Annotated in this window: 12 protein-coding genes; 6 read left to right on the plus strand and 6 right to left on the minus strand. The window is 65.6% G+C overall.

Translation table 11 applies throughout. The features are described 5' to 3' along the window. Positions 1-41: 41 nt before the first annotated feature. A complete protein-coding gene (purB, locus tag NG697_RS14250) occupies positions 42-1,484 on the minus strand; it encodes an adenylosuccinate lyase (RefSeq protein ID WP_058930721.1) in 1,443 nt (480 codons plus the stop codon). A 559-nt stretch (positions 1,485-2,043) separates the two neighbouring features. On the opposite strand from purB, the gene NG697_RS14255 reads away from it, so the two are divergent. Further along, positions 2,044-3,492 (plus strand): hypothetical protein, encoded by a 1,449-nt coding sequence (locus NG697_RS14255; protein WP_252614521.1) that lies wholly within the window; start codon positions 2,044-2,046, stop codon positions 3,490-3,492. A gap of 44 nt (positions 3,493-3,536) precedes the next feature. Here the strand turns inward: NG697_RS14255 and NG697_RS14260 are convergent, their stop codons facing one another. Then, positions 3,537-3,965 carry a phage holin family protein gene (locus NG697_RS14260; RefSeq protein ID WP_252599645.1) on the minus strand — a complete coding sequence of 143 codons (429 nt, stop codon included), beginning with the start codon at positions 3,963-3,965 and terminating at the stop codon, positions 3,537-3,539. Positions 3,966-4,047: 82 nt separating this feature from the next. Between NG697_RS14260 and NG697_RS14265 the strand changes: the two genes are divergently transcribed. The 5 genes from NG697_RS14265 to NG697_RS14285 all read left to right on the plus strand — a co-directional run bounded on the left by NG697_RS14265 (position 4,048) and on the right by NG697_RS14285 (position 9,737). Continuing rightward, positions 4,048-5,166, plus strand: a complete 1,119-nt coding sequence (locus NG697_RS14265) for a histidinol-phosphate transaminase (RefSeq protein WP_252614522.1) — start codon at positions 4,048-4,050, stop codon at positions 5,164-5,166. Positions 5,167-5,315: 149 nt separating this feature from the next. Then, positions 5,316-6,596, plus strand: coding sequence for a thiamine pyrophosphate-dependent dehydrogenase E1 component subunit alpha (locus tag NG697_RS14270; protein WP_252614523.1), 1,281 nt, complete (start codon positions 5,316-5,318; stop codon positions 6,594-6,596). Then, positions 6,596-7,576, plus strand: a complete 981-nt coding sequence (locus tag NG697_RS14275; protein WP_252599642.1) for an alpha-ketoacid dehydrogenase subunit beta — start codon at positions 6,596-6,598, stop codon at positions 7,574-7,576. Before NG697_RS14270 ends, NG697_RS14275 begins: the two co-directional genes overlap by 1 nt. A 58-nt stretch (positions 7,577-7,634) precedes the next feature. After that, positions 7,635-9,101, plus strand: coding sequence for a dihydrolipoamide acetyltransferase family protein (locus tag NG697_RS14280; RefSeq protein ID WP_252614524.1), 1,467 nt, complete (start codon positions 7,635-7,637; stop codon positions 9,099-9,101). Between the two features lie 27 nt (positions 9,102-9,128). Beyond that, complete coding sequence (locus tag NG697_RS14285) at positions 9,129-9,737, plus strand: phosphatase PAP2 family protein (RefSeq protein WP_374209932.1); 609 nt, start codon at positions 9,129-9,131, stop codon at positions 9,735-9,737. 13 nt (positions 9,738-9,750) lie between these two features. On the opposite strand, the gene NG697_RS14290 is transcribed toward NG697_RS14285, so the two are convergent. The 4 genes from NG697_RS14290 to NG697_RS14305 are packed head-to-tail and all read right to left on the minus strand — an operon-like array spanning position 9,751 to position 12,817. Continuing rightward, positions 9,751-10,098 (minus strand): hypothetical protein, encoded by a 348-nt coding sequence (locus NG697_RS14290; RefSeq protein ID WP_252614525.1) that lies wholly within the window; start codon positions 10,096-10,098, stop codon positions 9,751-9,753. Between the two features lie 15 nt (positions 10,099-10,113). After that, positions 10,114-10,542, minus strand: coding sequence for a universal stress protein (locus tag NG697_RS14295; RefSeq protein WP_248763517.1), 429 nt, complete (start codon positions 10,540-10,542; stop codon positions 10,114-10,116). Positions 10,543-10,595: 53 nt separating this feature from the next. Then, positions 10,596-11,900 (minus strand): aminotransferase-like domain-containing protein, encoded by a 1,305-nt coding sequence (locus NG697_RS14300; protein WP_252614526.1) that lies wholly within the window; start codon positions 11,898-11,900, stop codon positions 10,596-10,598. 56 nt (positions 11,901-11,956) lie between these two features. Continuing rightward, positions 11,957-12,817 (minus strand): hypothetical protein, encoded by an 861-nt coding sequence (locus NG697_RS14305; RefSeq protein WP_252614527.1) that lies wholly within the window; start codon positions 12,815-12,817, stop codon positions 11,957-11,959. Positions 12,818-12,840 lie beyond the last annotated feature (23 nt).

The raw sequence follows: 12,840 nt of genomic DNA on the forward strand, positions 1-12,840 counted from the left end.
ACCCGGCGCCGCCGTCGTACTTCTTGTGCCCGCGGGCGTGCTTACTTGAGGTGGTCCACCAGCTGGTCAGCGATGCCCGTGTACTTGCCGGGCGTGAGGGCGAGCAGCCGGGACTCGGCGTCGGGGGAGAGGCCCAGGCTCTGGACAAATTCCTGCATCCGGGCGGCGTCCACACGCTGTCCGCGGGTGAGATCCTTGAGGCGCTCGTACGGGTTTTCCATGCCTTCGACGCCGGCGATCGCTTCGGCACGCATGACCATCTGGATGGCCTCGCCCAGAACTTCCCAGTTGGTGTCCAGGTCCCCGGCGAGCACGTCTTCGGCAACATCGAGGCGGTCAAGGCCCTTGGCCACGTTGGAGATCGCCAGGAGGGAGTGGCCGAACGCCACACCGATGTTGCGCTGGCTGGAGGAGTCGGTGAGGTCGCGCTGCCAGCGGGAGGTCACCAGCGTGGAGCCCAGCACGTCCAGGAGGCCGGAGGAAATTTCCAGGTTCGCTTCGGCGTTCTCGAACCGGATGGGGTTGACCTTGTGCGGCATGGTGGAGGATCCGGTGGCGCCGGCCACGGGGACCTGGGCGAAGTAGCCGATGGAGATGTAGCTCCACATGTCCGTGCAGACGTTGTGCAGGATCCGGTTGAACCGCGCGACGTCGGCGTAGAGCTCGGCCTGCCAGTCGTGGCTTTCGATCTGGGTGGTCAGCGGGTTCCAGGTCAGGCCCAGGCCCTCGACGAAGGACTTGGCCACCTGCTGCCAGTCAGCGCCGGGGACAGAGGCCACGTGGGCTGCATAGGTGCCGGTGGCGCCGTTGATTTTGCCCAGGTATTCGGTCCCCGCGATCCGGTCCAGCTGGCGGGTCAGGCGGTGCGCGATGACGGCCAGTTCCTTGCCCAGGGTGGTGGGCGTGGCCGGCTGGCCGTGCGTGCGGGACAGCATGGGGACTGCGCGGTTGTCCTCGGCCATCTTGCTGATCTGGGCAACGAGGGCGCGTGCGGCGGGCAGCCACACGTCCTCCACAGCACCCTTGACGCCCAGGGCGTAGGAGAGGTTGTTGATGTCCTCGGACGTGCAGCCGAAGTGGACCATGGCGGTCAGGTTCTCGATGCCGATGGCGGGCAGCCGGCGGCCGATGTAGTACTCCACAGCCTTCACGTCATGGACGGTAACGGCTTCGATTTCGGCGAGCTCGGACACCGAGGCGGAGTTGAATTCGGTGACGATCGCGCGGAGCTTTTCCTGCTGTTCCGCGGTGAGCCGGCCTGCGCCGGGAAGGACATTGTTGCTGGTCAGGTGGATGAGCCACTCGACTTCCACGGCCACGCGGTCACGGTTCAGGGCTGCCTCGGACAGGTAGTCAACGAGGGGCGCAACGGCGGACTGGTAACGGCCGTCCAGCGGACCCAGGGCGATCTGGTCCGGTGACGCGGCGAGGGCCAGGCGTCCGGAGGGCGTGCGGGTATCAGCTGTGGCGGCAGTTTCAGGCATGTGCTGATTCTTTCATGAACTCCTCACTGCCGCTTAAGCGGTCCGTCGCATGTGAACAGCGGCGTGACTTGTCCACATAGCCGACGGCGGTGCTTCCGTCGTGGGGGCGGCGTTCCGTAGCGTCGGGGTTCAGGAGTTGGCCTTGACTGACGAGAAGTTCGGGCGGGTATCCGGGAGGGGGAACGGGCATGGGCAGTGACGCGACGGCAGCCGACATGGCGGCATGCATGTCCCGAGGTTATGAGGTTCAGCAGTTGGCGGCCCGGGTTGACCTTTGCTTGGGGAGGGTGGAAAAGGTCCTCGGCGGCTTTCGCGAGATCCAGCTTTTGGACTGGCAGTCACCTGCCGGGAGGGCGTACAGGAACTCGGTGGCGTTGCAGGAGGTGGCTCTTGGAACGGCCAGGGTACGGCTTGAGGACGCGTTGGCTTCGGTGAGACGCCATGCGCAGGCGGTGGGAATGTCCGCCGGCAACCCGGCGGGGCGGTACTGATGGCCGAGGTGACGCCATCCGGCAGCGGCGGTCCTATCCAGCTGACAGGGCCTGCCGTGGACGGAGGCATGGAAATCAGGGGCGGCGTTAGTGGCATCAGTTTTCAGTTGGAGGAGCTCGTAGGCGGCGCGGACAAGCTCGAGGCTGCTGCGGGGGAGCTGGCTGCCGTGGAAGTGGAGGTTCGCCGCATCTGGGAAGACCTGTGCCCGTACCAGGATGAAGCGCGTCCCACCGGAACGGCGGCCCTGATGGACGTCGGGGAGGCCCAATGGAGCGTCCAGGCGGTTCGGACGGAGCTGCAGGGAATCAGCAGCCAGGTGCGGGACTGCAAAAGAGACTACGAAACGGCGGAAGCGTGGGCGGGATTCTCGCGCGGAATTGGGGGCGGCCTGACGAGCTCCGAAACCCTTGGCCGGCAGGCGGTAGACCTCGGCATGGGTCCGGTTCCCAACAGGGAAGTCACGGAACTCGCCGTGGGACCTCTTGCGATTGCTGCCTTGCTGGCAGTCTCCCCGGAGCGCTTTTGGGTAGCGCTTGCGGCAGACATGGCGGCGGGCAGGCATATTGCGGCGGCGGTACCTTTGCTCGCCGGTGTGTCCGGGCGTTCAAACCGAATCCTTCAGCCGCGTTCGGTCACGTTGGAAAAGAAGGAGACGCTGCCCATTGAATTCGACGGTTCTCCGGCTGCGTTGTTGGAACGGGCACGGATCATCGATGAACGCGGTGAAGGCTACATCGAAGTCGTCGAAGTGGATAACGGGGAACAGAAGGCCTACGTGGTGGTCATTCCCGGAACGCAGGCCGGAGGTGAAATGGGCGGCGTTAATCCCTTCGACGAAGCCGGCATCGTTGAAGGGCTGGGCCACAACTCCGCAGAAATCAACGCGGCGGTGCTACGGGCCCTGCAGGCAGCCGGCGCGGAAAAGGGGGCACCCGTAGTGGCCGTGGGTTACAGCCAAGGTGGAATCCATGCAATGAACCTGGCGGCCAACGATCTATTCCTTAACGAGTACGACATGAAATTTGTCCTCACCGCAGGGTCTCCCGTGGGTGGCATTGTTCCGGACGCCGACGTCACTGCCCTTCACCTGGAGCACCGGCAGGATTGGGTGCCCGGCAGTGACGGCACACCGAACCCGGACGCCCGAAACCGGGTTACGGTGACCCTCAACAGCCCAGTAACCACGCCCGAAGGCGGCGAATTCGGTATCGGGCCGGGCCACAATCTCAACAACTACCAGGGAGCCGCGCGGCTCGTCGCAGCAAGCGACGATCCCTCTCTGATGGCGTCAACCGCGGTTCTTGGCGGCGTCCTGGGGGCAGGCGGCACGGCAACGGCCACCCGCTTCGCGCTGTCCCGTTCGAAGCCTCCCGAGACCGCGCTGGCCCCTGGGGCGGTGCCAACGCCCATGGCGCAGGCGCCACCTCAGCCGCCGCAACCCTCAGCGCAACCGTCTTCACCCCAGCCGGTGCGACGTGATAGTCCGGTGCCGGCGCCGCAGCCGACACAGCGCTAAATGATGCTGCCAGGCAATCCGGCCGAGCAGATCAGGCTCGCCGGTCAGCGCCTACCGGCGCCTGTCAGCCGCCCGGCAACCAGCGAAATGAGGGTGATGATGATGGCCGCGAGGACGGCCGTCCAGAAGAACGAATCGATGGTGAAGTTCACCGGCGTGTAACTGCTGAGCCAGGACGTCAGGTACAGCATGGCGGCGTTGATGACGATAGTGAACAGTCCAAGCGTGAGGATGGTGATGGGCAAGGACAGGAAGCTGACCAGGGGGCGGACAAACGCGTTCACCACGCCGAAGATCAGCCCGATAAACAGGTACGCGAGAACGACGCCGATGGTCTCCGTGCCCTGTGTGACGCCCGTGGTGGCCACCGCCTCGGTAGCGGCGGAAGTTGAGATATCCAGGCCCGGCAGTATCCAGCTGGCAATCCAGAGGGCCAGCCCGTTGATAAGGACTCGAACAATAAAAGAGCGCATAGGCCCATGCTGTCACACTGCCCTGAGCCCCGACTGGGCGCCCACCCGGCCCGTGCCGGTCAGGCGAAGTAGGCTAGTTTGCATGACTTCATCAGAGATCCTGCCTGGCGAAATCCGGCCGCGCCCCGTGGTTAGCCGGCTACCCCGGTACGCTGCAGGAAAGCCTCCCGTCGCCGTGGATGGGCTGGCCAGCTACAAGCTATCCTCGAACGAGAACCCCCTGCCCCCTCTTCCGGCAGTGCTGGAGGCAATTTCCAACCAGACGGACTTCAACCGCTACCCCGATCCCCTCAGCAGCAAGCTTCGTGCGGCGCTCGCCGAATTCCTGGCAGTGCCGGCCGAGGACGTGGTCACCGGCGCCGGAAGCCTCGGCGCCCTCAACCAGCTGCTGTCCACGTTCGCCGGCCAGAACGACGACGGCAAAGCGGACGAGGTGATCTATGCGTGGCGGTCCTTCGAGTCGTATCCCATCAGCGTGGGCCTTGTGGGTGCGGAGAGCGTCCGCATTCCGCTGACGGCCGAGGGACGCCACGACCTGGATGTCATGGCTGCAGCCGTAACGGTCCGCACCAAAGTCATCCTGCTCTGCACCCCGAACAACCCCACCGGCCCCATCCTGACCACTGCCGAAACGGAGCGGTTCATCCAGGCGGTCCCGTCCGACGTCGTGGTGGTGATTGATGAGGCGTACCAGGAGTTCGTCCGCGCCAGCGATGCCGTGGACGGCATCGCGATGTACCGCAAATACCCGAACGTTGTGGTGCTCCGGACGTTCTCCAAGGCACACGGACTGGCGGGCCTGCGCGTGGGCTACAGCGTCTCGAACCCCGCGCTGACCCAGTACTTGCGCGTGGCGGCCACGCCCTTCGCCGTGTCACAGATCGCTGAAAATGCAGCCATTGTGTCGCTGCAGAACTACCCCCTGGTTGTAGAAAGGGTACAAAGCATCGTGGACGAACGAGCCCGCGTAGCCTCCGGACTGCGTGAACTCGGCTGGTTCGTACCCGAGGCGGAGGGCAACTTCGTCTGGTTGAACCTGGGCGAAAACAGCTCGGAATTTGCCGAACTGGCGGGCACCCAGGCGCTTTCGGTGCGAGCCTTCGGCGGCGAAGGCGTGCGGGTCAGCATCGGGGAGGCAGAGGCCAACAGCCGGTTCCTCGATCTCTGTGCAAACTATACAAAGGCGCCACGACGTTCCTAGCGCTTAACATGCATCAGGAGCGGCACCTACTGAAGATAAAGTAAGGACCAGTAAGCCAATATATATGCCAACACGGGAATGCATTCCTCTAGCGGCATATATCCCAGCGACATTGCAATGCATCCGCATGCGGCAAGCAAGGAGACGGTATGGGCGCCACACATCTGCCCTCCACCGAGTTCGATGAGACAGCGGCAGACGACCAACTCGAGGCTGAGGCCGAGGCCCAACTGGGCAGTCCGGCCGAGCCTATGGTGCAGCTGCTGGCGCCTGACGGGACCTTGGGGACGGATCCGGTCTTCTCCGCGTATGCGGATCGGCTGGACGGTGAAAAGCTGCGTGGCTTCTACGCTGACATGGCCAAGATCCGCCGCTTCGATGTGGAGGCAACCGCACTCCAGCGCCAGGGCCAGCTGGCGCTGTGGGTCCCGCTGACCGGCCAGGAGGCCGCGCAGATCGGCTCCGGGCGGGCCAGCCAGCCGCAGGACTACATCTTCCCCACCTACCGCGAGCATGGCGTGGCGCTGACACGCAATGTCGACCTCGCGGAGCTTCTGCGCCAGTTCCGCGGGGTTTCGAACGGCGGCTGGAACCCGAAGGACACCAACTTCCATCTTTACACCCTGGTCCTCGCCGCGCAGACGCCGCATGCCGTCGGCTACGCAATGGGGATCCAGCGGGACCAGAAGGCGGCCGCCGCAGTCGCCGCGGATGGGGCGCAGGACCGGCCGGCCGAGCCCAAGGCCGCGGTGATGGTCTACTTCGGTGACGGGGCCAGTTCCGAGGGCGATGTTCACGAATCCATGGTTTTCGCCGCCTCCTACAACGCGCCGGTGGTGTTCTTCTGCCAGAACAACCACTGGGCCATCTCCGTTCCCAGCTCGGTGCAGACCCGCATTCCGCTGTCCAACCGTGCCAAGGGTTACGGTTTCCCGGGAATCCGGGTGGACGGCAACGATGCGATCGCCGTCCACGCCGTGACCGAGTGGGCGCTCGAACATGCCCGCGAGGGCAAGGGGCCGGTGCTGATCGAGGCGTTCACTTACCGCGTCGGTGCGCACACCACGGCTGATGACCCCACGAAGTACCGGGAATCCGCCGAGGAAGCCCTGTGGCGGGCCAAGGATCCGCTTGACCGTCTGGAAAAGTACCTCCGTGCCCAGGGGCTGGCCGATGACGCGTTCTTTGACCACGTCAAGGCTGACGGCGACGAACTCGCCGCCTACGTCCGCAAGACCACCTACGACCTCGAGACCCCGGACATCCGGACCGCCTTCGCCAACACCTATGTCGAGGCCCACCCCCTGGTGGCCGAGGAATTGGCCTGGTTTGAGGAATACAGTGCAGGTTTCGCCGAAACGCCGGAGCACAACAGCGCTGAACCTGGCAGCCCGGACCCGGATGATGCAGCGACAGGAGTGGCCCGCTGATGACCACCATGACCATAGCCAAGGCCATTAACGAGGGCCTGCGCGCAACTCTGGACAACAACCCGCGGACCCTGCTTATGGGCGAGGACATCGGGGCCCTGGGCGGCGTCTACCGCGTCACTGACGGCCTCCTCGCGGAGTTCGGCGCGGACCGCGTGGTGGACACGCCACTCGCGGAGTCCGGCATCATCGGCACGGCCATCGGCCTGGCCCTGCGCGGCTACCTGCCCGTCTGCGAGATCCAGTTCGACGGGTTTGTGTTCCCCGGTTTCAACCAGATCACCACCCAGCTGGCCAAGATGCACGCCCGCAGCAACGGCAACCTCACCGTTCCCGTCGTTGTGCGGATCCCTTACGGCGGCGGTATCGGCTCCATTGAGCACCATTCGGAATCACCGGAGGCGCTGTTCGCCCACACCGCAGGCCTGCGCATCATCACACCGTCCAACGCCCACGACGCGTACTGGATGACCCGGCAGGCCGTGGAGTGCCAGGACCCCGTGATCGTCTTCGAACCGAAGCGTCGCTACTGGCTCAAGGGCGAGGTCGACACCCAGAACCCCGGCGCGTCGGCCGACCCCTTCAAGGCACACGTGCTCCGCGAGGGCACGGACGCCACCGTGGTGGCCTACGGACCGCTCGTGCCGGTCGCCCTCGCCGCTGCCGACGCCGCTGCCGAGGATGGCCACAGCATCGAGGTCATCGACCTGCGCTCCATTTCGCCGATCGACTTCGACACCGTCACGGCGTCCGCCAAGAAGACAGGCCGGCTCGTGGTGGCGCATGAGGCACCGACCTTCGGCGGCATCGGCGGCGAGATTGCTGCCCGGATCAGCGAACGTGCATTCCTCTCACTGGAGGCTCCCGTGATCCGTGTGGGCGGCTTCCACATGCCGTACCCGGTGGCCAAGGTCGAGGAAGACTACCTCCCCGACATCGACCGGATCCTCGAGGCGCTGGACCGCGCCCTGGCCTACTAGGCGCAGGCACCTTTCCCGCTCACGCTTCCCGCTCACGCTTGCCGCGAAAGAGGACATCATGACTCTGAACAAGTTCAACCTGCCCGACGTTGGCGAAGGCCTTACCGAGGCGGAAATCGTCGCCTGGAAGGTCAAGCCAGGGGACACAGTTGCCATCAACGACGTCCTTTGCGAGATCGAGACCGCCAAGTCGCTCGTTGAGCTGCCGTCCCCTTTCGCCGGCACCGTCACCGAACTGCTGGTCCCCGAGGGCGTGACCATCGACGTCGGAACCGCCATCATCAGCGTCTCTGACGCCGTCTCCGGTGACCCGACGCCGGCCGATGTCCCGGCCCCTGAAACTCCCGTCCAGCCCCTCTATGGCAAGCTTCCCGCGGACGACGGCGGCACTTCAGGCAGTGCCCTGGCCGGCGGTCCGCTGGTGGGATCGGGCCCCAAGGCCGACGCCGTCAAGCGCCGTCCCCGGAAGGCGGCACCCGCCGCCCCGGCCGGGTCAGCCCCGGTCCCGGCGATTTCGACAAGCTCAGTCACCGAAAACCCGGCGGTCAGACCTGTCGAGACCCAGGCAATCACCGAAGCCGTCGATAACCGGCCCACTCTCGGCGGAACGATCACAGGGCTCGTGAACCGCGTCCTGGCCAAGCCGCCCGTCCGCAAGATCGCCCGGGATCTGGGGATCGATCTCGCCGATGTGGTGGCCACCGGCTCCCGCGGCGAAGTCACGCGCGAGGACCTGGTCAGCTACCAGTCCCAGCGCGATGCAGAGCTGGACCAGGCCGAGGGCTTCTGGGGCAAGGCAGGCAAGCCCCAGGACCAGCGGATTGAACGGATTCCGGTCAAGGGCGTCCGCAAGGCGACGGCCAAGGCGATGGTGGAGTCGGCTTTCTCCGCGCCGCACGTGAGCATCTTTGTTGATGTTGATGCCAGCCGCACCATGGAATTCGTCAAGCGGCTGAAGGCTTCACGCGACTTTGAGGGAATCAAGGTCTCCCCGCTGCTGATCCTGGCCAAGGCCGTCATTTGGGCCGCCGCCCGGAACCCCAGCGTCAACGCCACCTGGGTGGACAACGTGGACGGGACCGACGCCGCCGAGATCCAGGTCAAGCACTACATGAACCTCGGCATCGCTGCAGCCACCCCGCGCGGGCTGATGGTGCCGAACATCAAGGATGCGCAGGACCTGTCGCTCAAGGAGCTGGCGCTGGCGCTGAACAACTTGGCCACCACGGCCCGGGCGGGCAAGACACAGCCAGCCGAAATGCAGGGCGGAACGCTCACCATCACCAACATCGGTGCGCTTGGCATTGATACCGGAACGCCGATCATCAACCCGGGTGAAGTGGCCATTGTTGCCTTCGGAACCATCAAGCAGAAGCCCTGGGTCCTGGACGGAGAGGTCATCCCGCGCTGGATCACCACCCTCGGCGGCTCCTTTGACCACCGGGTGGTGGACGGGGACCTGTCCGCCCGCTTTATGGCCGACGTCGCCGCGATCCTTGAGGAGCCAGCGCTCCTGCTGGACTAGGTCGCCGGGACTAAGAACATCAACACCGTGAACCAAACCGCCATTCAGTCCAGGAACCGGGCCGCCAGATGGCTGACAGAGGTATTCCAACCACCGGTGGTAGTGACGCTTCAGCTGCTGGTCAGCCCTGTAGTCGAGGCCGGATTCCCAGGCACCATCGGCTATGGAGCCTTGGCCGCGCTGTTTGTGTGCGCACTGCCGCTCGTTGTGCTCCTGGGGCTCGTAAGGCTGGGCAAGGTCACGGACCACCACGTCAGCAACCGTAAACAGCGGGCACCCGTACTGCTCATGGCACTGGCGTCCGTGGCCGCCGGCCTGGTGGTGCTGCAGGCCGCCGGTGCGCCGCGAAGCGTGATGGTCATGGTGGTGGCCATCGTCGGCGGCATCGTTGTGCTGGCCGCCGTGAGCCCCTTCTGGAAGATCAGCGGCCACGCGGCGGCGGTGTCGTCGGCGGCAGTTATTTCCGTTCTGATGCTTGGTCCGGCCTGGCTGCCGTTACTCCTGCTTGTTCCCGCCGTCGGCTGGTCCCGGGTGGTGCTCCGCGCGCACACCCTGGCACAGGTGGTGGCCGGGTCGCTGTTCGGCGGTCTGGTGATGGCCGGCCTGTGGTGGCTTTTGCGCGGGTGGCTCCTCTAGCGGAAGCCTGGCGTCAGTAGCCGTAGGCGGAGTAGGCCGTCATCATCTCGACCATCTCGAGATTACCCGCCATGGCGTCAGCCAAGGCAGGCAATGTGGCGAACATCAGGCCGCCCAGAACCAGGGCAATGCCTGAGAGGGCAGCGAAGAATTTCCAGTCGCCGCGCAGCACGCTCTCCAGGGTCTCCGGCAGGAGCAGCCCCGGCGCGATGAGGTTGGGGGCGCTGTCCACGGAGCCGTCATCCAGCAGCGCAATGACGCGGCCGTTGCCGCGGTCCACCCGCATGGAGCAGATGTGGTTGCCGTGGCGGCCCAGGAGAATGTCGTGGCCTACAAGTTGGCGGCGCTGATGAGTAAGCAAGGGCCCCGTTGGCAGTTAGTCGGCGTCGTAGGTGTTGGCGATATAGACGTCGCAGGTGGCGTTGTGAGCCACGCTGTTGGCCACGCTTCCCAGGACCCGGCCAATGCCGCGCATCCGCCGGTTGCCCACCACGATCATCTTGGCGCCCAGGCGCTCGGCTTCCTTGATGAGCGCTTCGGCAGGCTTGCCGCGGGCTGCCGAGTAGGTCACCTTGATGGAACCGGCCAGGGCCTCGGCCACTGTCTTGGCAACATGCTCGGCACCGTCGGCGTCGGAAACGATCCACTGGTCGCTGCCAGAGCCGAAGACCTCAGTGCGGTCGCTGTCGAAGGCTGAGACGACGTGCAGCGAGGCGCCCACGGCGGCGGCGAGATCCCGGGCCGATTCGGCGGCCTTCTTGGCGGTGCCGCTGCCGTCAACGCCAACAACAATAATTCCGCTCATGCTTTGGACTCCTCTTTCAGTTTCACTCTTGGCCACACTCAGTCCGGCCAACGTTACAGCGCTCCCAGGGCTTCGCGCAGTACCGGGGCCAAGCGGCGGACACCTTCCTTGATGGCGTCGGGCGGCACCGCGCTGAACGCCAGCCGCAGCTTATTGGACGGCGAATCGGACGGTGTGAAGGCAGCCCCGGGGATAAAGACCACGCCGGCGTCGATCGCCTTCTGCAGCAGGGGATAGGTATCCACGCCTGCCGGCAGCGTGACCCAGACGAAGAAGCCGCCTTCCGGGCTGGTCCAGCTGGTGCCGGCTGGCATGTGTTCGTCCAGGGCGGCCAGCATCGCCGTGCATCGTTCGGCGTAGAGTCCGCGGTAGGTCTCGATCTGGCCCTTCCAGTCATAGTCGCTGAGGTAGGCGGACACCAGCATCTGGTTCAGCGTCGGAGGGCACAGCGTGACAGATTCGGATGCCAGGTAGTAGCGCCGCTGGAGGTGCTCCGGGACCAATGCCCAGCCGATGCGGAGACCAGGGGCGAAGATCTTGGAGAACGATCCCATGTAGATGACATCGGCGGGGTTGGCCGCGCGGAGCGGTGCCAGATGTGTCCCGTTGTACCGGAGGAGCCCATACGGGTTGTCTTCCAGCACGAGAATATTCGCGTTCCGGCATATATCAACAACCCGCTGGCGGCGTTCCCCGGCCAGGGTGATTCCTGAGGGGTTGTTGAAGTTGGGGATGGTGTAGAGGAACTTAATGTTCTTTCCGGCTGTCTGGAGGGCGGCGATCCGGGCCTCCAACAGCTCAGGCACCAGGCCGTCGTCGTCCATTTCCACGGTGGCCACCTCCACCTGGTACGCCTCAAACGTATTGAGGGCACCCACGTAGGTGGGGTTCTCGACCAGCACCACGTCGCCCGGGTTGCAGAAGACCTTGGTGGCCACATCCTGGGCCGACTGGGAGCCTGCGGTGATCACCACATTCTCCGGGACCGCGTCCAGGATTCCTTCTGCCGCCATCACCTCGCAGATCTGGGTGCGCAGTTCTTCCGTGCCCTGCCCGCCGCCGTACTGCAGGGCCGTGAGCCCTTCGTTGGCGATGATGCTTGCCGCCGTGGCGGCCAGCCGCTCAAGCGGAAGGGATTGCAGGTACGGACTGCCCCCGGCAAGGGACACCAGTCCGGGGCGCATCGAAATGTCGAAAACGTCCCGCACTGCTGACTGCTTAATGTTGGCTGCGCGCTCCGAAAACAGCGCCTCATGGGGATGGGTGGTGCGGTGGGCGGACGTGGCCGCGCGCTCGATGGCATCAATGGCTTCGGCCGGTAACTGCACTGCGCCGGCATCAAGTGTTTCGTGGCTCACATCTTCAGGATACAGCCGGCAGTTGCCGATAAGGCAACATCTGTTGATCAGCTGCGCTACTGGAGGCGTAGTGCCTCGGCGAGCCTCACGCCGTTGACGTAGACCTCGGCGCGGATGGCGCCCACCGAGGCGACGGCGGTCTGCGTGAGTTGGGCCTCGATGCGCGGGATGTCGCACACCCCCGCCGGACGGATCGAGCCGGACAGGTAGACCGTTACGGCCGTGCCGTCGAAGGTGCCGGACAGGAACGTGAGGGTTGAGCCGGACAGGGAGTTGTACAGGCCGGGGGCGGGTTCTGCGGTGTTGTCCAGCAGGGCGCGCATGGCATTGGCCAACGGTTCCGTGGAGCCAGCCACGGTGCGGCGGACGCCGGCCAGGCTGTCGTTGCAGCCAAAGCGCACACCTCCCGCCCCGCCGTCGTCGAGCAGCACGTAGTAGGCGGTCACCGTCTGGGATCCGCCGGACTGGCCAGGGGCCGGCTGGGCCGGGGGCGGGGCCGAGGACTCGGGGGCCGGCGAGGGGCTTGCTCCCAAGGCAGTAGATGTACCGGGTGCCGCGGCGGCTCCGGGCGCGGCAGTTCCGGGTGAAGTAGTTCCGGACGCCGGAGCGCTGCCCGGGCCCTGTTCCAGTGTGCGGGGCGCCCCGCCGGACGCGTGGCCCGAGGGCTCGGAGGGCGAAGCGGCGGACGAGCCGGTGGTTTCGGCGGGTACGGCGGTGACCGGCGGGGGTGCCTGCGGCTGGGGAATCGGAACCAAGGGCGGCTGGACGCGGTCCGAGTGTTCAATGGTGGTTGCGCCGGGCGCGACGGTGCTCCCGGCAGACGGGTTGGAGGTGGGGGCGCAGCATCCCAGCCACAGCGGAAGCGTAAGTGCTGCCGCCGTCGCCATCAGCTTTCCGGCGCTCCGCCTGCCTGCCATGTCCGCACCGCGTTCCATCCCCG

Source organism: Pseudarthrobacter raffinosi (assembly GCF_023913835.1).
Lineage (GTDB): Bacteria > Actinomycetota > Actinomycetes > Actinomycetales > Micrococcaceae > Arthrobacter > Arthrobacter raffinosi.